This window comes from Chryseobacterium tongliaonense (genome assembly GCF_041224435.1).
Lineage (GTDB): Bacteria > Bacteroidota > Bacteroidia > Flavobacteriales > Weeksellaceae > Chryseobacterium > Chryseobacterium tongliaoense.
Genome location: NZ_JBGFFD010000001.1, coordinates 102,195 through 123,209, shown reverse-complemented (window position 1 = coordinate 123,209; position 21,015 = coordinate 102,195). Strand labels below are relative to the sequence as shown.

The 21,015-nt window shown below is 36.7% G+C and carries 20 protein-coding genes; 7 read left to right on the top strand and 13 right to left on the bottom strand.

Translation table 11 applies throughout. The annotated features are described in order from the left end of the window. Positions 1-124 precede the first annotated feature (124 nt). On the bottom strand, positions 125-286 hold the full coding sequence (locus AB8P06_RS00610) for a bacteriocin-like protein (protein ID WP_369836497.1): 162 nt from the start codon (positions 284-286) through the stop codon (positions 125-127). A 72-nt stretch (positions 287-358) separates the two neighbouring features. After that, positions 359-1,309 (bottom strand): isopenicillin N synthase family dioxygenase, encoded by a 951-nt coding sequence (locus tag AB8P06_RS00605; RefSeq protein ID WP_369836494.1) that lies wholly within the window; start codon positions 1,307-1,309, stop codon positions 359-361. Positions 1,310-1,394: 85 nt separating this feature from the next. On the opposite strand from AB8P06_RS00605, the gene menD reads away from it, so the two are divergent. Beyond that, positions 1,395-3,071 (top strand): 2-succinyl-5-enolpyruvyl-6-hydroxy-3-cyclohexene-1-carboxylic-acid synthase, encoded by a 1,677-nt coding sequence (menD, locus tag AB8P06_RS00600; protein WP_369836491.1) that lies wholly within the window; start codon positions 1,395-1,397, stop codon positions 3,069-3,071. Here menD and AB8P06_RS00595 read toward each other — a convergent pair. Both AB8P06_RS00595 and AB8P06_RS00590 read right to left on the bottom strand, forming a co-directional pair. Then, positions 3,068-3,694: an aminotransferase class IV gene (locus AB8P06_RS00595; RefSeq protein WP_369836488.1), complete on the bottom strand. Its 627-nt coding sequence runs from the start codon at positions 3,692-3,694 to the stop codon at positions 3,068-3,070. The genes menD and AB8P06_RS00595 overlap by 4 nt on opposite strands. Further along, positions 3,678-4,622 (bottom strand): aminodeoxychorismate synthase component I, encoded by a 945-nt coding sequence (locus tag AB8P06_RS00590; protein WP_369836485.1) that lies wholly within the window; start codon positions 4,620-4,622, stop codon positions 3,678-3,680. The genes AB8P06_RS00595 and AB8P06_RS00590 overlap by 17 nt, the downstream gene beginning before the upstream one ends. Positions 4,623-4,702: 80 nt before the next feature. Between AB8P06_RS00590 and AB8P06_RS00585 the strand changes: the two genes are divergently transcribed. The 4 genes from AB8P06_RS00585 to AB8P06_RS00570 all read left to right on the top strand — a co-directional run bounded on the left by AB8P06_RS00585 (position 4,703) and on the right by AB8P06_RS00570 (position 7,587). Next, on the top strand, positions 4,703-5,425 hold the full coding sequence (locus tag AB8P06_RS00585; protein ID WP_369836483.1) for a hypothetical protein: 723 nt from the start codon (positions 4,703-4,705) through the stop codon (positions 5,423-5,425). 70 nt (positions 5,426-5,495) lie between these two features. After that, positions 5,496-6,233, top strand: coding sequence for a beta-carotene 15,15'-monooxygenase (locus tag AB8P06_RS00580; protein ID WP_369836480.1), 738 nt, complete (start codon positions 5,496-5,498; stop codon positions 6,231-6,233). Further along, positions 6,233-7,321 carry an AI-2E family transporter gene (locus AB8P06_RS00575; protein WP_369836478.1) on the top strand — a complete coding sequence of 363 codons (1,089 nt, stop codon included), beginning with the start codon at positions 6,233-6,235 and terminating at the stop codon, positions 7,319-7,321. The genes AB8P06_RS00580 and AB8P06_RS00575 overlap by 1 nt, the downstream gene beginning before the upstream one ends. Positions 7,322-7,335: 14 nt before the next feature. Continuing rightward, entirely contained in the window at positions 7,336-7,587 is a 252-nt protein-coding gene (locus tag AB8P06_RS00570) for a DUF3820 family protein (protein ID WP_369838354.1), read from the top strand. Between the two features lie 68 nt (positions 7,588-7,655). On the opposite strand, the gene uvrB is transcribed toward AB8P06_RS00570, so the two are convergent. From uvrB to AB8P06_RS00555, 3 genes are all read right to left on the bottom strand, one after another. Further along, complete coding sequence (gene uvrB / locus AB8P06_RS00565) at positions 7,656-9,647, bottom strand: excinuclease ABC subunit UvrB (protein WP_369836475.1); 1,992 nt, start codon at positions 9,645-9,647, stop codon at positions 7,656-7,658. A gap of 64 nt (positions 9,648-9,711) precedes the next feature. Continuing rightward, positions 9,712-11,148, bottom strand: coding sequence for a M56 family metallopeptidase (locus AB8P06_RS00560; RefSeq protein WP_369836472.1), 1,437 nt, complete (start codon positions 11,146-11,148; stop codon positions 9,712-9,714). Between the two features lie 2 nt (positions 11,149-11,150). Then, positions 11,151-11,522: a BlaI/MecI/CopY family transcriptional regulator gene (locus AB8P06_RS00555; protein WP_369836469.1), complete on the bottom strand. Its 372-nt coding sequence runs from the start codon at positions 11,520-11,522 to the stop codon at positions 11,151-11,153. Between the two features lie 110 nt (positions 11,523-11,632). Here AB8P06_RS00555 and AB8P06_RS00550 point away from each other — a divergent pair, with 110 nt between their 5' ends. Next, entirely contained in the window at positions 11,633-12,850 is a 1,218-nt protein-coding gene (locus AB8P06_RS00550; protein ID WP_369836466.1) for a PQQ-dependent sugar dehydrogenase, read from the top strand. Between the two features lie 42 nt (positions 12,851-12,892). On the opposite strand, the gene AB8P06_RS00545 is transcribed toward AB8P06_RS00550, so the two are convergent. The 6 genes from AB8P06_RS00545 to AB8P06_RS00520 form a co-directional block, all read right to left on the bottom strand. Next, entirely contained in the window at positions 12,893-15,328 is a 2,436-nt protein-coding gene (locus AB8P06_RS00545) for a TonB-dependent receptor plug domain-containing protein (protein ID WP_369836463.1), read from the bottom strand. A gap of 171 nt (positions 15,329-15,499) precedes the next feature. Next, the gene (locus AB8P06_RS00540; protein ID WP_369836460.1) at positions 15,500-16,657 is read right to left on the bottom strand and encodes a pyridoxal phosphate-dependent aminotransferase; all 1,158 of its coding nucleotides are present in this window, start codon (positions 16,655-16,657) and stop codon (positions 15,500-15,502) included. A gap of 3 nt (positions 16,658-16,660) precedes the next feature. Further along, positions 16,661-17,740, bottom strand: coding sequence for an FAD-dependent monooxygenase (locus AB8P06_RS00535; RefSeq protein ID WP_369836457.1), 1,080 nt, complete (start codon positions 17,738-17,740; stop codon positions 16,661-16,663). 199 nt (positions 17,741-17,939) lie between these two features. Beyond that, positions 17,940-19,316 (bottom strand): tryptophanase TnaA, encoded by a 1,377-nt coding sequence (gene tnaA, locus AB8P06_RS00530; RefSeq protein ID WP_369836454.1) that lies wholly within the window; start codon positions 19,314-19,316, stop codon positions 17,940-17,942. An 85-nt stretch (positions 19,317-19,401) separates the two neighbouring features. Then, entirely contained in the window at positions 19,402-20,019 is a 618-nt protein-coding gene (locus AB8P06_RS00525) for a DUF502 domain-containing protein (RefSeq protein WP_369836451.1), read from the bottom strand. 23 nt (positions 20,020-20,042) lie between these two features. Then, positions 20,043-20,621, bottom strand: a complete 579-nt coding sequence (locus tag AB8P06_RS00520; RefSeq protein ID WP_369836448.1) for a MiaE family protein — start codon at positions 20,619-20,621, stop codon at positions 20,043-20,045. Between the two features lie 154 nt (positions 20,622-20,775). On the opposite strand from AB8P06_RS00520, the gene AB8P06_RS00515 reads away from it, so the two are divergent. Then, positions 20,776-21,006 (top strand): hypothetical protein, encoded by a 231-nt coding sequence (locus AB8P06_RS00515; protein WP_369836445.1) that lies wholly within the window; start codon positions 20,776-20,778, stop codon positions 21,004-21,006. Positions 21,007-21,015: the final 9 nt, after the last annotated feature.

Here is a 21,015-nt window from a genome sequence, read left to right as displayed (position 1 = left end):
AATTACAGAAGTTTTCACAGATTGTGAAGTCCGGATAACCTGTGAATTTCAGAATATTTAAATTATTAAAAATAAAAACCGCTCCAAAAGGAACGGTTTTCTTATTATTTGCTGATGATTTATCTTACATAGTATCATCAGGGCATTTAAAATCATTGCTGCAGGTTGCACAAATGACAACTCCGTTGCAGTAATACATACAAAATTCAGGTTCCGGAAGTTTTATTCCTCCTGCTCCTGAAATACTTTTTAATTGGCCGTTACTTAGTTTTTTTAAATTTTTCATATTGTTTTAATTAAAAATTTGACACTTAAGTAAAGATAATTAAAAAATTATATGCAAGATCAGTTTTTTAGATTATTTTTTTATTAACCCCAATTCTATTAATCTCTCGTGTAAAAACTCTCCGGCGGTAGTATCTTCATATCGTTTCGGGTTGTTTTCATCCACACAGTTTTCAAGTGCATTCAGTGACATTTCACTTACAGGATGCATAAAGAAAGGGATTGAATATCTTGAAGTTCCCCATAATTCTCTTGGCGGATTAACCACTCTGTGAATGGTAGACTTCAGTTTATTATTGGTATGTCTTGATAACATATCTCCAACATTGATCATCAGCTCATCAGGTTCTGCAATAGCATCGATCCAGTCGCCGTTATGATTCTGAACCTGAAGCCCTTTTCCCTGAGATCCCATGAGAAGGGTAATCAGGTTGATGTCTCCGTGAGCGGCGGCTCTTACAGCATCATCGGGTTCCTGTGTGATCGGCGGATAATGAATAGGCCTTAAAATTGAATTTCCTTCTGCGATTTTATCATCGAAATAAAATTCATCCAGACCAAGATATAAAGCTAATGCTCTTAAAACATATTTCCCCGTTTTTTCAAGCATCTGGTAAGCTTCTTTACCTACTTCGTTGAATTTTGGAAGTTCTTCAACATTGACGTTGTCCGGATACTGGGATTTGTATTTTGAGTCATCCGATACATACTGACCGAAATGCCAAAACTCTTTTAAATCTCCTCTTTTAAAACCTTTTGCCGTTTCTTTCCCGAATCCTACATAGCCTCTCTGGCCTCCGATTCCGGGAATTTCGTACTTCAGCTTCGTTTCTGTTGGAAGTTCAAAAAAGTTTTTAACCTCACCATACAATTCATCTACTAACTGATCATCAAGAAAATGGCCTTTTAAGGCTACAAAACCAATTTCTTCATAAGCTTTTCCGATTTCATTTACAAATTTCTGTTTGCGTTCCGGGTCACCCGAAAGGAAATCACGCAGGTCTACACTAGGTATTTTATCCATTTTTAGAAATTTACGAACTGCTAAATTACATATTTTTTGAATTAAATGATTTTACAATTAAGTATTTATAAACTAAATTTGCCGAATGAAAAAATATTCTTCCAAAAGAAGTATCCAGCTACTTGCCCATCTTCTTCAACAGTACGGAATTTCAGATATCGTTATTTCTCCGGGGTCCAGGAATGCTCCTCTGGCGATCCATTTTTCGGAAGTGGATGCGTTTAACTGTTTCAGTATTGTGGATGAGCGAAGTGCTGCTTTTGTAGGAATGGGAATGGCTAAAAGTGAAAAAAAACCTGTGGTGATTACCTGTACAAGTGGTTCTGCGGCTGCCAATTATTATCCTGCAGTTACTGAAGCTTTTTACCAGAATATACCGCTTTTGATTTTAACGGCTGACCGGCCTACGGATTTTGTGGATATTTTTGACGGCCAGACTATCAGACAGAATAATCTTTTTCATCAGCATTCTTACGGAGATTTCCAGCTTATAGAAGACAGTAAGGAGAATGCAGAAGACATTAATTTTGATATTATCAAGAAAGCCATTGAGCTTTGTTTTGAAAAACAGGGCCCGGTGCATATTAATATTCCTTTGGAAGAACCTTTATATGAATTGGTTTCTGAGCTTCCGACTTTTCCGACGGTTGAAAGAACGATCAAGCAGAAAGAATATGAAATTCCGTCAAATTTAGTGGCTGACTGGAACACCTCTCAACGCATCTTACTTTTGGTAGGAACAAAAGATTACAGCCCGGAACTGGAAAACCAGCTTACCCAATTGGTGAAAAACCATTCCGTTGTTGTTTTAAGTGAGGCGAATTCTAATCTGCATCATGAAAAATTCTTCAAACATATTGACCGCTATATCTTTAACTTCACGGAAGAAGATTATAAAATGTATGCGCCTGATCTGCTCATTACAATCGGGCAGAATGTGGTTTCTAAAAAAGTAAAGCAATTCCTGAGAAGTGCACGTCCGAAACAGCATTGGCATCTGGATGAGATCTGGCAGCCGGATACTTATTATTCCTTAACGGAGAAAATTGAAGTAAGACCGGAGATTTTCTTTTCCAAATTATTAAAATTCATTAATCTTGAGCCAAGACCGTATTTTAATCTTTGGGATGTTTTAAGGGATAAAAAAGATGCAAGACATCAGCAATTTTTAAATTTAGTTGAGTTTTCAGATTTTTATTTCTTCAATAAGGCATCACAAACGATTCCTGAAAATTATAATGTTCATTTCAGTAACAGCTCTGCCATCAGATATGCGCAGCTATTTGATTTTGAGAAAAGAAGAATATACTGTAACAGAGGAACAAGCGGAATTGACGGCTGTACTTCAACGGCAATGGGTTTTGCGATAAAAAATGCTAATCCGACATTACTCATCACGGGAGACCTGAGCTTTTTCTATGATATCAACGGGCTCTGGAATCAATACATCCCGCCTTTTGTAAGGATCATTATTTTTAACAATGGAGAAGGGAATATTTTTAAAATCATTCCGGGACCGGGAAATGCCAATCCGAATACGCTGGATGAGTTTATCGCAACGAAACACCATAAAAATGCAGAGCATCTGGCCAAGCATTTCGGGTTCTCTTATACTAAAGTTGAAGATGAGCCTACATTAGACAGGGTTCTGGATAATTTCTTCAAACCGGATACGCAGCCTAAAATTCTGGAAGTGAATACTTACGGGAAAAACAGTGCCGATGTTCTGAAGGCTTATTTTGAGTTTATGAAAGAGAATTAGAGATCCAGATATTCTTCGTTACCGGGCAGATTAATAATTCTGTCGATAGGATAAATAAACATATCGTCGAAATCATTCAAAGCATTGATCAGCTGGAAATGTGAAAACTCTTTAATATTCTGTAAAGTGATTTCCTTTTCTTTGATTTTCTTTTGCTTCAAAAGATGCTGTCTCTGTACTCCGTTCAATAGAAAGGAGGCCGGGGTAAACCAATCTTTGCCTTTCAGGAACAGAAGATTGGAAAAAGAAGTGTCGGTAATGTGATTGTTTTTTACAATAATGATTTCTTCGGCTTTGGATTTCATTTTCATCTTATCCAGTTCTTTCCGGTCTTCAAATTTGAAGGAATAATCAAAGCTGTTGTTTTCTACCAGTTGAAAATCCTGGATTTCAGGAATGGCGTAAGGAATCATTTGTGTACGGACTCTTTTATCCAGATCATAGGCGATTCTCAGTTTGAAAAGACCGTCTTCATCATGTTCCAGATGTTTGAATATTTTGGCAAGATCAATTGAGCCTTCTTTCCCGAAATGGGCGAAAGTGTGATCTACACGTTTTTGATGAAGATCTAACAGGAAAACTTCCTGGTCTTCTACTTTAATACTTTCAATGAATTGGGACATAAATTTTATTTTTCATTTCCTGATACTCGTCTTCTAATTTGCTCATATGGGTTATTCCGCCTCCGCTTTTAAAATAAAGTTGGTCACCTTCTTTTTCAATAAAACGGATCATCACACAGCTGTCAAGATTTTTTCCGTCAAACCAACCGCAAACCCCGGTATAATAGCCTCTGTCATAACCTTCGGCATTGAGTGTAATCTCTAATGTTTTGGGTTTGGGTGCTCCTAAAATAGAGCCGGCAGGAAGCAGTCTTTTCATAATGCTGCCTATTTTCCCGTTAAATTCAGGAGTTAAATTTCCTGAAATTTCAGAGCTCATGGCGTAAAGGTCTTTCTGATGGGTTTTAATGAAATCAATATGTTGAAACTGATCAACTTTTACATTATCCGCCACCATGCTGAGATCATTCCGGAGCAAATCTACTACTGTATAATGTTCGGCTTTTTCTTTTTTATCATTCCTTAAAATTTCCACTGCATTTTCTAAAGATGCATCAATAGTTCCTTTCATAGGATATGTGAAAATTTTACCGTCAATAATCTTTACAAAAGTTTCAGGAGAAAAAAATACAAAAAAATCTTTATAAAAAACCTTGTATTTTGCATTTGAATGATAAAAAATTTCCTTAAGGCTTAAATTCGTTTCAATCCTCGTTTTTCTTGTATAATTTACTAAATAAGAATTTCCCAGCTTAATATTTTTCTGAACTTCGTCAAAACCTTTCTGAAAACTTTCTAATGTCTCAGGGTATGACTTCCATTTAATTTTTTCAGGTAATTCATGGTGAATGTATTGTGTTTTATATTCCTGAAAATCAATTAATAAGCCTGATTTTTTAATTTCGTTTTCTTTATAGATTTCAACATTCTCTGTAAGGAAATCGATGATAAAAAAATAGGGAACTTTCTGAAGGGAAAGCTCGTCCATTTCCATAAATTTTTGATGATTCGTTGAAAACATTCTGCAAAAGTACTTATTGATGTTTACTTTTGCACAAAATATTTTTAATGCAGAACAAATATCCTCAGAAACCGGGAATTGACTTTATACTCAAACAGGCTTTTTTTTACTGGAATAAAACATTGGTTTTTCAGCTGATGTTTTCGATCCTTTATTTCGGGATTTTTCTTACGGTATTCTTTTTCTTTGATTCAAGATACGGTATACTGGAACAGTATATTGAAACTGCGAAGTATGCAAAAGACGGCGTTCAGGTGTATTCTGATCATCTTGCCAAAATGCTTTCCCAACCGGAATTTCAAAGATTTTCCTGGGGAATGATTGGGGCTACGATCTTTTTATATCCGCTCAACCTGGGTTTTTATCAGATTTACAGAAAACTTGATCTCAAAGAAAAACTGGAAATCGGTGATTTACTTGCAGGATACAACGGCTTCAATTTTTTAAAATATGTGGGATATTATATTTTCTGGTTCTTTGTTTTCAGCTATGCATTCCAAACGATCATACTCGGTGTGGTGTGGGTTTTTATAACGATATTCGTGGCTCCACTGATGTTTTTTACGGATAAAAGGATTTTTGAGGCAATCAGTTTAAACTTTAAAGCACTGAAAATGTATTTTATAGAAATATTGGTATGTGCCATTGTCGCTTTTATTTTTAAATATATCGGGTTTATGCTGTTCTTTGTCGGTGGGCTGTTTACTTTCCCATTCTGGAATGCGATGATTTATTCACTTTATAAAACGGTTTTTTCGGAAAAGAGTTAAATTTTAAACGGCTTACTACTTTTTTAGTCAAAAAAAGTTAAATTTGATAAAATCATAAAAATATTTAACCATGTCTGAATTTAACGAGTTTGACCAACAGGGTTCCGTCCCGGGTAAAGATACGGGATCAATTATTTCTCATGCTTTCGAGATGTATAAAGGGGTAATTCTCTACGCGATTGTAGCTATGATCATTTATGTTATAGGAGACTCTATTTTACAGTCAATCACCGGATTTAATTCATGGAATATTGCAGAAGAGATCAGGGATACGGATGGAAATGTTCCTGATTTCAGGTCTTATTATTCTCCGGGTTTTTCTTTATATTATTCTTTTTCAAGTATTCTTGGAGCTGTTCTTTCCCCTTTATATGTAGGGTTGATTTATATTATTAACAAGTACAATACAAAAAGCACGGTAGAATTTTCTGATTTGTTTATCGGTTACAGACAGAATTTTGTCAATATTCTGATTTACAGTCTGATTACTCATGTTATTCTGAGAATTGCATTGGCCATGTGCGGAATTCCGTTTTTCTTTGTGTTCCCTTTTTTCCTGTTGGGATATCCGATTCTTCTTTTTGAAAATGCATCGGCAACGGAAGCAATGGGAAAAGCCTATAACATTGCAAAAGATAATTACGGAACCTTTCTGGGAGTTTCATTCCTGGGGCTGATATTGAGCTTCTGCGGTTTTTTTGCCTGTTGTATTGGGATCATTGTAACCGGAACTTTTATCACAGCAGTAATGTATTCTACATATTGTGCCTTTTTAGGAAAACCAAGACAAATCGTATTTAAACAATAATGGTGAATAAAGACAAACAAATAAGCAGTGTTGCTATAAAGCAGGTTTCATTACTTGCGATCATTTTGGTGTTGACGGGATTGATCTGTTTTAACCTCGCTCTTTTTATACCTTCAGTTTTAGGGGCAATTACTATTTATGTAGTTTGCCGGAGATATAATTTTTATCTGCAGGAGGAGAAAAAATGGAAACCATGGGCTTCATCACTTCTCCTGATGCTGGCGAGTCTGATTATCCTTATTTTACCGATCTATTTTATCGGTGACCTTTTAATTGAAAAACTCGGAAATGCACAGGCTTATATGACTAAGTTTAATGTTTTTCTGGAAAAAATACATTCTTACATTTTTTCAAAAACAGGTTTTGATATCCTGAGTAAAGAGAATATGGATAAATTAAAGAGTTCGGTAGGAAAAGTTTCGACTTCCGCACTCAGTGGAACCTTCAATACCCTTACGGTAGTGATGTCCATGTATTTTATTCTTTACTTTATGCTGGAAAGACCCAGGGTTTTTGAAAGGGTTCTTGCTTCGTCCGCACCCTTGAAAAGAGCTAATGTTTCTTTGATCGGAGACAAGATGAGAAAGCTGATTATGGCCAATGCAATTGGAATTCCTGTGGTAGCAATGGGGCAGGGTATTGTAGCTTTGGTTGGGTACTTTATTTTTGGAGCACCCAGTCCTGTTTTACTTTTTGCTTTAACAGCGGCTGCATCGATGGTTCCTGTTGTCGGGGCCGCGATTGTTTATATTCCGGTTTGTATCTATATGATCGCTGAAGGAAGCACAGGGCCCGGTTTGGGGTTGGCAGCCTATTGTCTGATCGTTGTCGGATTAACAGATAATCTATTGCGTTTCACCCTTTTGAAAAAGCTGGAAGATGTTCATCCGCTGAACACGGTTTTCGGGATTATCATGGGAATGAACCTATTTGGCTTTATGGGACTGATCTTTGGACCGATTCTGATTTCTCTCACGCTTCTGCTGATTCAGGTGTATAGAAATGAATTCTCAGATGAAGATACCCCGGAATTGCAGTTACCGGACAAGGACGATGATTTAGATAAAAAAATTGATTTAATAGTATAAAAGTTGTGGAAGGAATAAATCCGGAGATATTAAAAGAAATCTGTGTCGTTAAAATGCCTTTTGGGAAATATGAAGGAACAGTGCTTGCTGATTTACCGATAAGCTATCTTGAATGGTTTTACAGAAAAGGAATGCCTAAAGGGAAGCTTGGTATGCAGCTTTCAACGATTTACGAAATAAAACTGAATGGTTTGATGGATCTGCTGATTCCGATTCGGGGAACGGTAAATTATACTCAGCCTAAAAATAAGACTTATAAGTTTTAGGGAAACAGTTTCGGCGGCATCGAAGATGCCGCCGAAACTGTTTCCTAACAATCAGATTTTTCTGTTATTTATGCTTTTAAAGCTTCAATTTCATCACGAAGCTTAGCCGCCTTTATAAAATCAAGGTTTTTCGCTGCAGCTTCCATCTCTTTTTGCTTTTGTACGATCATTTTCTCTATATCTTCACTGGCATAGGTTGCTTTAGTTTCGGCAACCTTTTGTAGGATTTGTTTTTGAGTATATTTCTCATCCGGGAAATCTTTACTTCTGCCTACGAGATTTTCTGAAATCTTTTTATTTAAAGCCTGAGGAACCTTACCGTGTTCTTTGTTGTATTGCATCTGCTTCTCACGGCGGTAAGCTGTTTCATCCAAAGTAGCCTGCATAGATTTTGTGATTTTATCAGCGTACATAATGGCTTTTCCATTGATGTTTCTTGCAGCACGGCCGACCGTCTGAATCATTGATCTTCTGCTTCTTAGCATTCCTTCCTTGTCTGCATCCAGGATGGCTACGAGAGAAACTTCCGGTAAATCGAGACCTTCTCTTAAAAGGTTAACTCCGATTAAAACATCAAAAATTCCGAGACGCAGATCCTGCATAATCTGAATACGTTCCAGGGTTTCTACATCAGAGTGGATGTATCTTGTCCTGATGCCGAACTTTGTAAAGTATTTGGTCAGCTCTTCAGCCATTTTTTTCGTTAGAGTGGTCACTAAAACTCTTTCATCTGCATCAGATCTCTTATGAATTTCCTCCATTAAATCATCAATCTGGTTAAGGGTCGGTCTTACTTCAATAACAGGATCTAAAAGTCCGGTCGGACGAATGATCTGCTCAATATAGGTTCCACCGGTTTTTTCTAATTCATAATCAGCCGGAGTTGCAGAAACATAGATCACCTGGTTCTGCATGGCTTCAAATTCATCAAATTTTAAAGGTCTGTTATCCATTGCTGCAGGAAGTCTGAAGCCATATTCTACTAAAGCTTCCTTTCTGCTTCGGTCACCGCCGTACATAGCGTGAACCTGAGGAACGGTAACGTGGCTTTCATCGATGACCATTAAGAAATCTTTAGGAAAATAATCTATCAGACAGAAAGGTCTTGAGCCGGGAAGCCTGCCGTCAAGATATCTCGAATAGTTCTCGATACCGGAACAATAGCCCAGTTCTTTAATCATTTCAAGGTCGAGTTCGGTTCTTTCCTGCAATCGTTTAGCTTCTAAAGGTTTTTCAACAGAATTAAAAAAATCAACCTGTTTTACCATATCATCCTGAATTTCTCTAATAGCTCCGTTCAGGGTTTCTTTTGACGTTACAAAAAGATTGGCAGGATAAATCTGAATCTGCTCAAAATTGGATATTACATTTCCAGTTACAGGATCAAAACTCTGGATCTTCTCAATTTCATCTCCAAAAAACTGAATTCTGATGGCATTATCAGCATAAGCCGGGAAAATATCAATGACGTCTCCTTTTACACGGAACGTACCTCTTTGGAATTCATTTAATGTTCTGGAATACAATGCGCTAACTAAAGAATGTAGAAGAGACGTTCTCGTTAGTTTTTCACCGATCTCAATTGAAATCAATGATTTATGAAACTCAGTAGGATTCCCGATACCATAGATGCATGATACGGAAGCTACGATCAGTACATCTCTTCTTCCCGAAAGTAAACTTGCCGTTGCAGAAAGACGCAGCTTCTCTACCTCTTCATTGATGCTTAAATCCTTTTCAATGTAGGTTCCGGTCGTTGCAATATAAGCTTCCGGCTGGTAGTAGTCGTAGTAACTTACAAAATATTCTACAGCATTTTCGGGGAAGAACTCTTTAAACTCCATGAAGAGCTGCGCTGCCAATGTTTTGTTATGCGCCAAAACCAGAGTAGGCCTCTGAACATTCTGTACCACATTGGCAACCGTAAATGTTTTTCCGGATCCTGTGACCCCTAATAAAGTCTGATATTTCTCACCGATTTCTATTCCTTCGGTAAGTTTTTCAATAGCTAACGGCTGGTCTCCGGTCGGTTGATATTCTGATTGAAGTTTGAAATTCATATATCAAATTTATGAAATAAAAAAGAGTCCTGAAGCGGACTCTTATGAAAAATATTTATTTTGATTATTTAAAGCTCATGGCTAATGGTAATCTATATTGATAGGCAACAGGCTCTCCATCTTTTTGTGCAGGAGCCCATACGACGTTATCAGTGGCCTGCTTTAATACCCTGTAGGTTTCGGCGTTAAATTTTTCCGACGACCCTGTAGTTTTAATGTCGGTTACCTTCCCGTTTTTGTCGATCGAAATAAGAGCTTCCGATTTTAGCATTCCTTTTTCTTTTCCGGTAAAGACGGAACTGTCAAAATTACTTGCAACATTACTTCGTAACTGATTTACTCCACCCGGATATTCAGCCGGTTTAAGATCTGCAGTACGGGAAACAGATGGCGGAGGTGGAGGTGGAACATTGGTGTCACTTTTAGTATTCACCTTTCTTGTCCCTGATGATGGGGGTGGCGGAGGTGGAGATTTTTCCTTGTTTTTATTTTTTATCTCAGTTTTTGTTGATGCTTTTTTATTTTTCTTCGCAGGAATAGTATCTGAGACTATTTGATTACCATTAGTTGGGATAACCTTCAAAGCTGAAATGCTTTCTTTTAACTCATTTAAGCTTTTTTCAGAATCATTCAGACTCAATCCCGGATTGGAGGCATATGTTTTTTGAACGAATAGTCCAAAAACAATAACCAAAACCGGTATACTCACCGCTTTTTTTATTCCGGTAAGATTTGATTTTTTAGTGTTCATCATAATAAATCGTTTTTTGGTGTTGTTAAAATTAAAAGTATGTGAAAGATTATAATTTTGATTTGAAATAACCTCCTGAAGTATGAGTCTCTGATAATCCTTAATATTTGAATTTATTTTCAAAACAGATTCATCCGCCAGGAATTCATGATTGGTAACCATGGCCTTTTTATAGAAATAAATAGCAGGATTAAACCACGTGAAAATTTTTAAAATTTCAATAAAAAGAAGGTCTAAACTGTGTTTCTGGTCTAAATGGCTTTTTTCGTGCAGAAATATCCTTGAGTCTATCTCATTATTTTTAAAGTAGTTTTTTCCAATATAAATGGTATTCCAGAAACTGAATGGGGAGAGGCTGTCTTCTGTTATAATTGTTTTGTAATTCAGATAATTAACTCTTTTTCCATTTAATTTTTTAATCCTTACAACGGAGATAATTGCTTTTATCAGAAAAAATAAAGTTACTGCTCCATATATCATCCAGACAAGATCCATCCGGCTGAAGCTTTCCTGCTGTGGGGAAAATATTGTAATCTGCTGTGCGGTTTCTTCAAATATTAATTTTGATTGAGTTTTTGGTTCCGGAAGTTCCATTGTAACAGAAATAAAAGGAACGACATAGGAAAATATTAATGAAAAAATTAAAAACAACCTGTTAAACCTGTACATTTTTTCCTTTTCCAGAAAAAGATAATATAAAGTGATCAATAATGAAGAGCACAAAACTATTTTTAGAAGAATGAAAACCATTTTTATTCATTTATCTGTTGATCAATTATTTCGCGAAGTTCTTTCAGCTGCTTCTGGCTCAATTTGGTGTTTGAAGTAAAAAATGATGCAAATTGGGTTACTGAGCTGTTGAAAAAACGGTCAATCATGGAAGTCATTTCTTCCTTAAAATATTCCCCTTTCTCTACTTTTGGATAGTATTCACGGGAATTTCCATACAGTTTATAGCCTACCAGGTCTTTATTTTGCATCCTTTTCAGCAATGTTGCAACAGTTGTGGTTGCCGGTTTGGGTTCAGGATAAGATTCCAGAATATCTTTCATGAAAACATTCTTCTTGTGCCAGATAATTTCCATGAGATCTTTTTCAGAATCAGTTAATTTTATTTCTTTCATATTCTACATTTTCAAACTTTATTCTACAAATGTAGAATAAAATATTTAACTGTCAAATTTTTATGGCATTATTTTTCCATTCGTTATGTAAACCACTTAATCACAAGACTATGAGATTCAATAATTTTTATATTCCGGCTTTAAGTCTTTTCTTAGTTTTATCGTCGTGCAAAAAGAATAATGCCCATGCCCAGCAAATTGGGAAAGATGGGAGTGTGGAAACAGCAAAACCTAATTCGAATTATAAACCTGCTTTTGAAGGTCAGACGAGAATTAAAGCTGTGAAATCTTCTACAGCTTATCAGGTAGAAATACTTAACAAAGACCTTGGAAAACCCTGGGGAATTATCAATTTGCCGGACGGCCGATTTTTAATTACCGAAAAAACAGGCTTTATGAATGTAGTGTCTGCCGATGGAAAAACGGTTTCTAAAATATCCGGATTTCCTAAAGTAGATTCAAAAGGTCAGGGAGGAATGCTTGATGTGGCATTGGATCCGGATTTTAAGACAAATAATTTGATTTATTTCAGTTTCTCAGAACCTTTCGGAGAAGGAAACCTTACTTCTGTAGCCAAAGGAAGGCTTTCTGCAGATCTTAAGAATATAAGTGATGTGAAAGTTATATTCCGGGCTGAGCCTTCTTATGGCGGTGATAAGCATTACGGCAGCAGACTGGCATTTGACAAAGAAGGAAACCTGTTTGTAAGCACAGGGGAAAGGTCAGATAAACAAACCCGGGTTTATGCGCAGAAAACGGATAATTATTTAGGAAAGATCCTTAAAATAACGAAAGATGGAAAACCGGCGCCCGGAAATCCTTTTATTGGAAAAGCAGGGTATAAGCCTGAAATTTATGCATATGGAGTAAGAAATCCTCAGGGAATGGCTATTGATCCTAATGGTAACCTTTGGGACGTAGAAATGGGACCGAGAGGAGGTGATGAAATTAACTTTATCCAACCCGGAAAAAATTATGGCTGGGGTGATGTTACTTACGGTATCGAATATTCAGGACAGAAGGTTGGTGATGGGATTACCCAAAAAGAGGGGACAGAACAGCCGGTTTATTATTGGGATCCGGTAATTTCCCCGAGTGGGGTCACCTTCTACACCGGAAATATTGATGAATGGAAAGGAAATTTATTTATCGGATGTTTAAGTGGTGAGCATATCAACAGAATCGTGATGAAAGACAATAAAGTCGTCGGGGAAGAACGTCTGTTAGCAGATCAGAAAGAAAGATTCCGGGATGTTCTGGATGGATCGGACGGGAATTTATATGCTGTGACAGACAGTGGAAAACTTTATAAGATTTCAAAAAAATAAACAAAAAGCCTCCTGGAAATTCCGGGAGGCTTTTATATTGAATTAAAATCTGAAATTAAATCTTGCAAAAGCCTGTCTTCCGGAGAACCCCATCTGTACGGGATCGAAAATTCCGCCGGATTCTGTATTCCCGTCTGACACATGAGATTTTTGCAGAGTAGGGTAACGGTTAAACAAATTCTTGCTTCCAATCGTTAAACTGATGCTTTTGCTGAAATCATACCCGAAAGATAAATCCGTCGTTACCTTTGGGTTGTAAATCTGAAGGTCATCAGCACCTCCATAACCGATCAACTGCACTTTATCAAATCTTACGAGCTGTAAATTGGCATTGAATTTATTGATTTTATAGTTTAAATTTAAGTTGATCTTTGTTTTGGGTGCAGAAGCCAGGATAAAAGCCCTTTCTCTCGGACTTAAATAGATCTCTTCTTTTCCCTTTAGTTTTTCGGAAGTATTGACTGAAGTGATCTCCATTTCATTATAATTTCCGGCTAAGGTGGCCGATAATTTTCCGGAGCCGATATTTTCAGAATAACTCAAAATAACATCAATCCCCTTCGTTCTCGTATCAATAGCATTAGTGAAAAATTGTGCCTGGTCAATATACGGATAAGTTTCCTGAACATCTTCCGGTAAATCCTCTCTTGAGAAATTACCAGTAAGTACAATCCTGTTCTTCACATTGATATAATAACCGTCAACAGTTGCCGTGAATTTTCCGGCATTGAAGGTGAATCCTAAGCTTCCGTTTAATGAAGTTTCCTGTTTAAGCTGTGGAATCCCTACTGCTTTTGCCAGGTCGCTGTCATTTGATGCAAGTTGAATAGTTACCAGATCTCCACCCTGAAAATTGGTAAACTGTAAGCTGTAATATTTCTGAGCCAGTGACGGAGCCCTGAATCCTGTAGAAACAGATCCACGGACTGCAAGCCGTGATGTGATGGCATACCGTGTAGCAAATTTTCCATTCAGGGTACTGCCGAAATCATTATAATTTTCAAATCTTCCTGCAACACTTACCATCCATTGTCGGGTAATATCAAGCTCGGTATCTACATAAGCTGCAAAATTATTCCTGTTTTTATTAACTTCCTGAGAATATCCCGGAAAACCCTGTGATCCGCCCGGCCTTACATTTCCGCTCAAAGGGTTTGTCACCAATAATCCCGGGTCTGTACCGGCTGTTACAATATTTCCGTTAACGTCATACATGGCATATGAAGCTTCTTCTCCTTTAATCACATTGAATTTTTCATACCTGAATTCAGAGCCGAACGCAATGTTTAATCCCTCCAAGACCCCAAATTGTTTTGAAGTATTAAATCCTGTTGTATTCTGTAATAAAGAATGTCCGCCGGCATTAAAACTTGTCGGGGATTTTGTTCCTAAAGTGGCATTGATTGTATTGTCAATCTTGTACGTAAATCTGTTGTTTCCGAAAGCATTATAAATATCTACATCCCAGTTGGCTACTTTAAATTTCAAGCCATTATCAAAAGTGAAATCTGTTATGCTGGTATCCTGTATCGGGTTGAATCCGTTTGGATAAACCTCAGGGATATTTCCGTCGGCATCAGCACTTCTTGTCCATGCATAAGCATCAGTGTTTCTTTGCGAAAACCCCTGCCGGGAATAAAATTTCAGATTATCTGATAACGGAACTTCAACATTTCCGAAGAAATAAAAATTCTGGGATTTTGCATCACCAAATCTTTGCCTCGGAGCATCATATATAGCAGGATTTGCATTTCTGATGGCATATTCTTTATCGACAAATTCTGCCGTGAAATTTCCGAATCCGCCTTTCGGTCCTATTTTAACACCATAATTCCCGTTAAAATCAAAAGTATTTCCATCGATTTTACGATCTGAAACAACATCGTTATTTCCGGGGCTTTTAAAAAGATTCATTCCGTAAAAAGCATTTCCTTCAAACCCTTTATCACGATCATTCAGGATAACATTGATTACGCCGGCAATAGCGTCTGACCCGTATTGTGCAGCAGCTCCGTCTCTCAATACCTCTACTCTTTTGATGGCACCGATCGGGATGGTATTCATGTCATAACCGGTATTACCGCGTCCTTTTGTCCCGAAAAGGTTGATCAGTGAAGATTGATGGTACCTTTTTCCGTTAAGGAGTAACAGTGTCTGATCAGGCCCAAGTCCTCTTAAAGTAGCTGGATCTACTGCATCGGCTCCATCTGATCCGGATTGCTTATTCGAGTTAAAAGAAGGTGCGGCAAACTGTAAAAGTTGATTGACCTCTACCTGTCCCGTCGATTGACTGACCTGCTTAATGTCTATTACATCAATAGGAACGGGAGTATTGGTTACCGTTCTTTTTTTATTTCTACTTCCTGTAATGGCAACTTCCTCTATTTTTGATTCTTTAGATAAGGTATCTTTTATTTCCTGCGCATATAGAAATGTAGTGGAAGCAAGAAAAAGCACACTTGCATATTTTATTTTCATATTAATGGTGATTTTATTGATGATTCTATCAAAAATATTAAATTTTCACAACAGTTTGATATAAAAATAATAGTTTGCTATGTCTGTCTCTGTTATTTACTCAAAATGATTTATATTTTTATTCGTTTTATTAATTTTAATTAATTTAAATCTTGTTTATTGCAAAAAATATTAAAAACATTTAATAATCCTGTTCAGTCCTTCTTCAAGGATTTCCTGTGAAGTAGAAAAACATATTCTGATATGTCCTTCGGCTCCTTTTCCAAACCATCTCTCCGAGCCGGGTACCACTGCTACTTTTCCGTGATGCAAAACATGTTCTGTAAATTCTTCACTGGATAAACCGTTATCTATTTTTGGAAATATTACAAAAGTGGCTTCCGGTAAATTGGGCGTTAAAATCTGTGACCGGCTAAGAATTTTATAAGCTAGATCACGGTTGCTTTGTAAATGAGCTAAAAATTTTCCCAGCCATGGTTTTGCTTTTTCTATGGCTACGCTTCCTGCAATTTGGGATAATGTGGAAATTCCTTCAATGGTAGAATTGAAATTCGATTTTTCGGTAAAGTCCTCAAGGATTTCAGGATCATTGCATAAAACAGCGCCGATTCTTAACCCTGCAATTCCAAATGATTTTGAAAAGCCATATACGGTAAAACTTTTATTTTTAGCTTTATCTGAAATGGAAGAATAAGTGTGGAACTCTTTGTTGTCATAAATAATATCGCTCCATATTTCATCACTCATCACCCATACATCATGGGCCGCAGCAATCTCTGAAATTTTAATTAAAACCTCTTTGGAATACACTTTTCCCAATGGATTATGGGGATTACAGATGCTGATTAATTTTGTTTTCGGGTTAATAAGCGAAATCAGTTTTTCAAAATCAATATCTCCGGTTTTATGATCTACAGGACATAACTTTATAACTCCACCTGCAGTTTCCACTGATTTTTTAAAGAGAAAATCTACGGGATCCAGAATGATCGCCTCATCTCCGGGGCTTAAAACATATTTTGCAACCAAATACATTCCCTGTGCTGCACTATTCACTGCGAGAACATCTTCAGAATTGAAGCTTCCATTTTTTACTGAATTGAAATGTTGCGCGACATTTTTCTTAAACTCAGGAAGCCCTGAAAACGGGCCATAGCTCAGGTATCCGTCTTTTATATATTCAATAATTCCCTGTTCGATTTCCTGGGCCATTCTGAAATCGGGATCTGCTGCAGTAAACGGTATGATGCCTTCTTCCTGTACAGCCCACCTTCCGTTATATGCTTTTCTTTTTAAAGCTTCAAAATTGATATCGTTATTGGTAAACATATTTTATTTATAGGATATGGGTAAAGTGTTTTTCTTTTGCTGATCGAGAGGCAGCAAGAATTGATTCAATAAAATTCTTCCGTTTTGTATGTGTACTTCAATCTCCGGTTTTCTTTCTTCTTCATACTTCTTGAATGCTTCAGTCATATTTTTTTCTGCAGTTAAGTGGCGGGTTAAAGTAAATGAATCTTTAAGGGCAGAAGTAACCCCCTGGCTTGTAAACGGAATCAAAGGATGTGCGGCATCTCCAATAAACACAATATTATCTTTGTAAAACGGATTAAGGGTTTCTAATTCGTAAACCGGCCATAGATGAATGTTTTCATAGCTTGATTCTTTTACAATGGTAGAAACCAGAGGATCCCATTCTTCAAAAACTTCAAACATATAATCTTTAAGGTTTTCTACGGAACATTCTCTGTCAATTTTATACCTCTCGTTATCAAACTGCGAATACCATAAAATCTGGTTATCTGAAAGCTTAAGAATTCCAAAGGTTAATCCGCCGTCCAGATGGTGGAATTTCATGAAATTATTTTCGATCCTGGCTGCAATATCTTTGTTGTTAATAATATTGACGACCTCATTTTCACGAACGGACCTGATGATTTCATCTTTAAAAATTTCTTTCCTGATCCTGCTTCTGGAGCCGTCGGACACAATGATCATATCGGACACAATATAGCTGCCGTCCGGATTTTTTAATCTGTTTTTTTTTCGGTCACAAAAAGATATAGTTTTTTCATAAGTAATTTTAGAGGATGGGATATTTTGGGCGAGAATTTCGATTAAAGAACCTCTTGAGATAACAAAAACGTTATCAAGGTCTTTTTCTGCAATTATTTTTCCTGTATGCGAATACTGAATGTACTTTTTCAAAAAATTACCCTGTTTAAAAAGGATGTTTTTATCAACGATATGGGACAGGAATTCAATGCCTTCTTGTGGCAGTAAAAATCCGTGGCCGGCTAAGTCGTTTTTCTTTCTCCTTTCGTAAATATGGTAATCAATATTGTGTTTTTCTAAGTAATTCGCCATGCTTAAGCCGGAAATTCCGGCGCCAACGATAGCAATTGTTTTCATTTCGGAATAATGGGATTTTTCAAGTTAGTGTTTATATTGTTTTTCCTGGGTTTTATTTGGAATATTACAAATTTAAAGTAAAAAATCAAGAATTTTTCTAAAAAATAATACTCTCCGGTTGGGGAATTTATAAAAAGCTTTACTTAATAGTATGCTTTTATTTAAAAATGAAAAAACCGAGCAGTACTCGGTTTTTTTTTTATGCTTCTTCCAGTTTAACCGTAAAGTGTCTCAGAAGATCCGGTTCCCACGTGATTTTGTAGCCTTTTGCAATCTCATCACGTCTTTCATAAACGTTTTTGATTGCAGCAGCAATATAATCCATGTGGTTGTTGGTATAAGTTCTTCTTGGAATTGCCAAACGAACTAATTCAAGCTTAGGATAGCGGTTTTCTCTGGTCTCAGGATCCCTGTCTGCCAGTAAAGTTCCGATTTCTACTGTTCTGATTCCTGCTTCTTTATAGATTTCAAGGCCTAAAGTCTGTGCCGGGTATTCTGCACGGGAAACTTTCGGTAAAAAGTTTAATGAATCAATGAAAACAGCATGACCTCCAATTGGCTTCTGAACAGGAATTCCATATTCGATCAGTTTATTTCCAAGATATTCAACCTGAGAAATTCTGCTTTCCAGATAAGCAAACTCTGTTGCTTCATCAAGGCCAACCGCTAAAGCAGCCATATCTCTTCCGGCCATTCCGCCATAAGTAATAAAACCTTCATAAATAATAGTGAAATTGGATGCTTTTCTGAAGATTTCTTCATTATTCAGAGCAATAAAACCACCGATGTTTACCAGGCCGTCTTTTTTTGAGCTCATCGTCATCCCTTCTCCGTAAGAGAAAATTTCTTTACAGATTTCTTTGATGCTTCTGTTTTCCTGTCCTTTTTCTCTTTTTTTGATGAAATATGCATTTTCAGCAAATCTTGCCGAATCAAAATAAACAGGAATTCCATACTGATCAGAAAGTTCTTTTACTGCTTTCATATTTTCTAAAGATACAGGCTGTCCTCCTGAAGAATTACAGGTAATGGTAATTAAGCAGAAAGGGATTTTTTCTTTAGGATGGCTTTTATAAACTTCTTCAAGCTTTTGAAGGTTGATATTTCCTTTGAAAGGGTGTAAGTCATTAATATCAAAAGCCTCATCAATGGTACAGTCAATAGCATGAGCTTTTCTGAACTCAATATGTCCTTTTGTGGTGTCAAAATGAGAATTTCCCGGAACAACATCACCGTCTTTTACCAATACGGAGAATAAAACGTTTTCAGCGGCTCTTCCCTGGTGAGTTGGCAAAAGATATTTGAAGCCTGTAATATTTTGTACGGTTTGGTGTAGCTGTTCGAATGAGCGGGATCCAGCATAGCTTTCATCTCCGGTCATCAATGCTCCCCATTGTCTGTCAGACATGGCTCCGGTTCCGGAATCTGTCAACAAATCAATAAAAACCTGTGAAGATTTTAAGTTGAATAAATTGTAATTGGCATCTTTAAGCCATTGCTCTCTCTCTTCTCTTGTTGATTGACGGATTTCTTCCACCATTTTAATACGGAAAGGTTCCGCGTACGGTAAATTCATGAGTTAAAATATTTAATTGTTTTTAAAGAAAATTGATTTGAAATAAATTCAAATTCATCAAGTATATTTAAAAGGTAGAGGAAATCTACTCTGGAGCTTTAAATATATTATCATCAGAGTGGAAGCCTGCGACACCGCCACTTACTGCAAATTTCATTGCAGAAGCTGCTGTCATTCCCACTACCGGTTTGATGTTTTTTTCTTCAGTAACAATTACCCAACCTGAAATGGCATAAGAATGCGGAAGATAAACCGCCACATAATTGTGCTTATCTACATCGGCCATTTCTTTCTGAGTTAAAAACCCGATTCTCCAGATTTCCGGATTTTCATTGGTTTTTACCCAAACGGGATCATTGAATTTTTTTTTGTCGCCCACGAATGAAGACATTACGTCTTTTGTGGGAGTATAAATATGTTTCACTCCGGGAGTTTTTTCCAATAAGCTGTCCATCGTATCGAAGAAAAATCTTCCGACAACAAACTTATTTCCCAAATACCCAAGAAGTGCAGTGATCAATATTGTTGAAACAAAAACCAACCCCGGAATCTCTTTTGCGATCGATGGAATAATGTTGTCAATAGAAGTGACAATATACCAGATCACAAAAATAGTAAGCCCGATCGGACCAATAATCACCAATCCCTGAAAGAAATTTTTCAGGAAAAAATTAGCGATATTTTCGAAAGTCAGTTTTTTCAATTTGTATTTTACTGTTTATTATTTTAGCCGTGTATGGTTTCTTTATTTCCGAAAGACTGGATGATGCCAGCTTCATATTCCAGCCATTCTTCCCAACGGGCATTTACCTTTTCAGGATTGCCCAATTGTCTGGCAAACCCGATGAAAGTGGTGTAGTGATTGGCTTCTGATATCATGAGCTCTTTGTAAAATACTTTCAGCTCTTCATCTTTGATATTTTCTGTAAGTACTTTAAACCTTTCACAGCTTCTTGCCTCAATCATTGCCGCGAAAAGCATTTTATCAACAATTAAATCTTCCCTGCTTCCCTGAACAATAAATTTGGCCAGCTGATTGACGTAATCATCTTTTCTTGCCCTTCCGAACTTAAAACCTCTTTTTTTAATGATCTCATGTACCTGGTTGAAATGATCAAGCTCTTCCTGCGCAATGGCGAGAAGCTCAGTGACGATTTCCGTATATTCAGGAAGCATGGTAATCAATCCGATTGCATTGGTTGCTGCTTTCTGCTCACACCACGCATGATCGGTCAAAATTTCTTCAATGTTTCCTTCTGCAATATTTGCCCACCTTGAATCAGTAGGAAGTTTCAACTTAAACATGTTATAAATTTTCTGTAAAATTAAAATAAATTGCGATAAATCAGAAGCTTTATTGCTATTATAATGATTAAGTTATTGTATTGTTAATTAATCATAAGCAGATTAATGGTATTTGTTTTGATATTTATTATATAAATCACTTAAATTTTTAACAATGAAAACAATTGCACTTTTAAAAAAACAGTTAAGCAGACTTTTAGTGTTTGCATTCATGTTGGGTACCGGTACTGTAATCCTTGCTCAGGAATCGACAGAAGTAGTTAATTCTACAAAGACCACCACTACTACAGAATGGTATGCAGATCCTACCTATTTAATTATCGGAGCGGTAGTTTTAATTATTATTGTTGCGCTCTTGGCTATGCGGGGAAGACGTAAAGATTAGATTTTATTT

What these genes read in the sequence shown, in the direction of transcription:
- AB8P06_RS00610 (WP_369836497.1), bottom strand. Translation starts at nt 286, where the DNA reads ATGAAAAATTTAAAAAAACTAAGTAACGGCCAATTAAAAAGTATTTCA.
- AB8P06_RS00605 (WP_369836494.1), bottom strand. Translation starts at nt 1,309, where the DNA reads ATGGATAAAATACCTAGTGTAGACCTGCGTGATTTCCTTTCGGGTGAC.
- menD (WP_369836491.1), top strand. Translation starts at nt 1,395, where the DNA reads ATGAAAAAATATTCTTCCAAAAGAAGTATCCAGCTACTTGCCCATCTT.
- AB8P06_RS00595 (WP_369836488.1), bottom strand. Translation starts at nt 3,694, where the DNA reads ATGTCCCAATTCATTGAAAGTATTAAAGTAGAAGACCAGGAAGTTTTC.
- AB8P06_RS00590 (WP_369836485.1), bottom strand. Translation starts at nt 4,622, where the DNA reads ATGGACGAGCTTTCCCTTCAGAAAGTTCCCTATTTTTTTATCATCGAT.
- AB8P06_RS00585 (WP_369836483.1), top strand. Translation starts at nt 4,703, where the DNA reads ATGCAGAACAAATATCCTCAGAAACCGGGAATTGACTTTATACTCAAA.
- AB8P06_RS00580 (WP_369836480.1), top strand. Translation starts at nt 5,496, where the DNA reads ATGTCTGAATTTAACGAGTTTGACCAACAGGGTTCCGTCCCGGGTAAA.
- AB8P06_RS00575 (WP_369836478.1), top strand. Translation starts at nt 6,233, where the DNA reads ATGGTGAATAAAGACAAACAAATAAGCAGTGTTGCTATAAAGCAGGTT.
- uvrB (WP_369836475.1), bottom strand. Translation starts at nt 9,647, where the DNA reads ATGAATTTCAAACTTCAATCAGAATATCAACCGACCGGAGACCAGCCG.
- AB8P06_RS00560 (WP_369836472.1), bottom strand. Translation starts at nt 11,148, where the DNA reads ATGGTTTTCATTCTTCTAAAAATAGTTTTGTGCTCTTCATTATTGATC.
- AB8P06_RS00555 (WP_369836469.1), bottom strand. Translation starts at nt 11,522, where the DNA reads ATGAAAGAAATAAAATTAACTGATTCTGAAAAAGATCTCATGGAAATT.
- AB8P06_RS00550 (WP_369836466.1), top strand. Translation starts at nt 11,633, where the DNA reads ATGAGATTCAATAATTTTTATATTCCGGCTTTAAGTCTTTTCTTAGTT.
- AB8P06_RS00545 (WP_369836463.1), bottom strand. Translation starts at nt 15,328, where the DNA reads ATGAAAATAAAATATGCAAGTGTGCTTTTTCTTGCTTCCACTACATTT.
- AB8P06_RS00540 (WP_369836460.1), bottom strand. Translation starts at nt 16,657, where the DNA reads ATGTTTACCAATAACGATATCAATTTTGAAGCTTTAAAAAGAAAAGCA.
- AB8P06_RS00535 (WP_369836457.1), bottom strand. Translation starts at nt 17,740, where the DNA reads ATGAAAACAATTGCTATCGTTGGCGCCGGAATTTCCGGCTTAAGCATG.
- tnaA (WP_369836454.1), bottom strand. Translation starts at nt 19,316, where the DNA reads ATGAATTTACCGTACGCGGAACCTTTCCGTATTAAAATGGTGGAAGAA.
- AB8P06_RS00520 (WP_369836448.1), bottom strand. Translation starts at nt 20,621, where the DNA reads ATGTTTAAGTTGAAACTTCCTACTGATTCAAGGTGGGCAAATATTGCA.
- AB8P06_RS00515 (WP_369836445.1), top strand. Translation starts at nt 20,776, where the DNA reads ATGAAAACAATTGCACTTTTAAAAAAACAGTTAAGCAGACTTTTAGTG.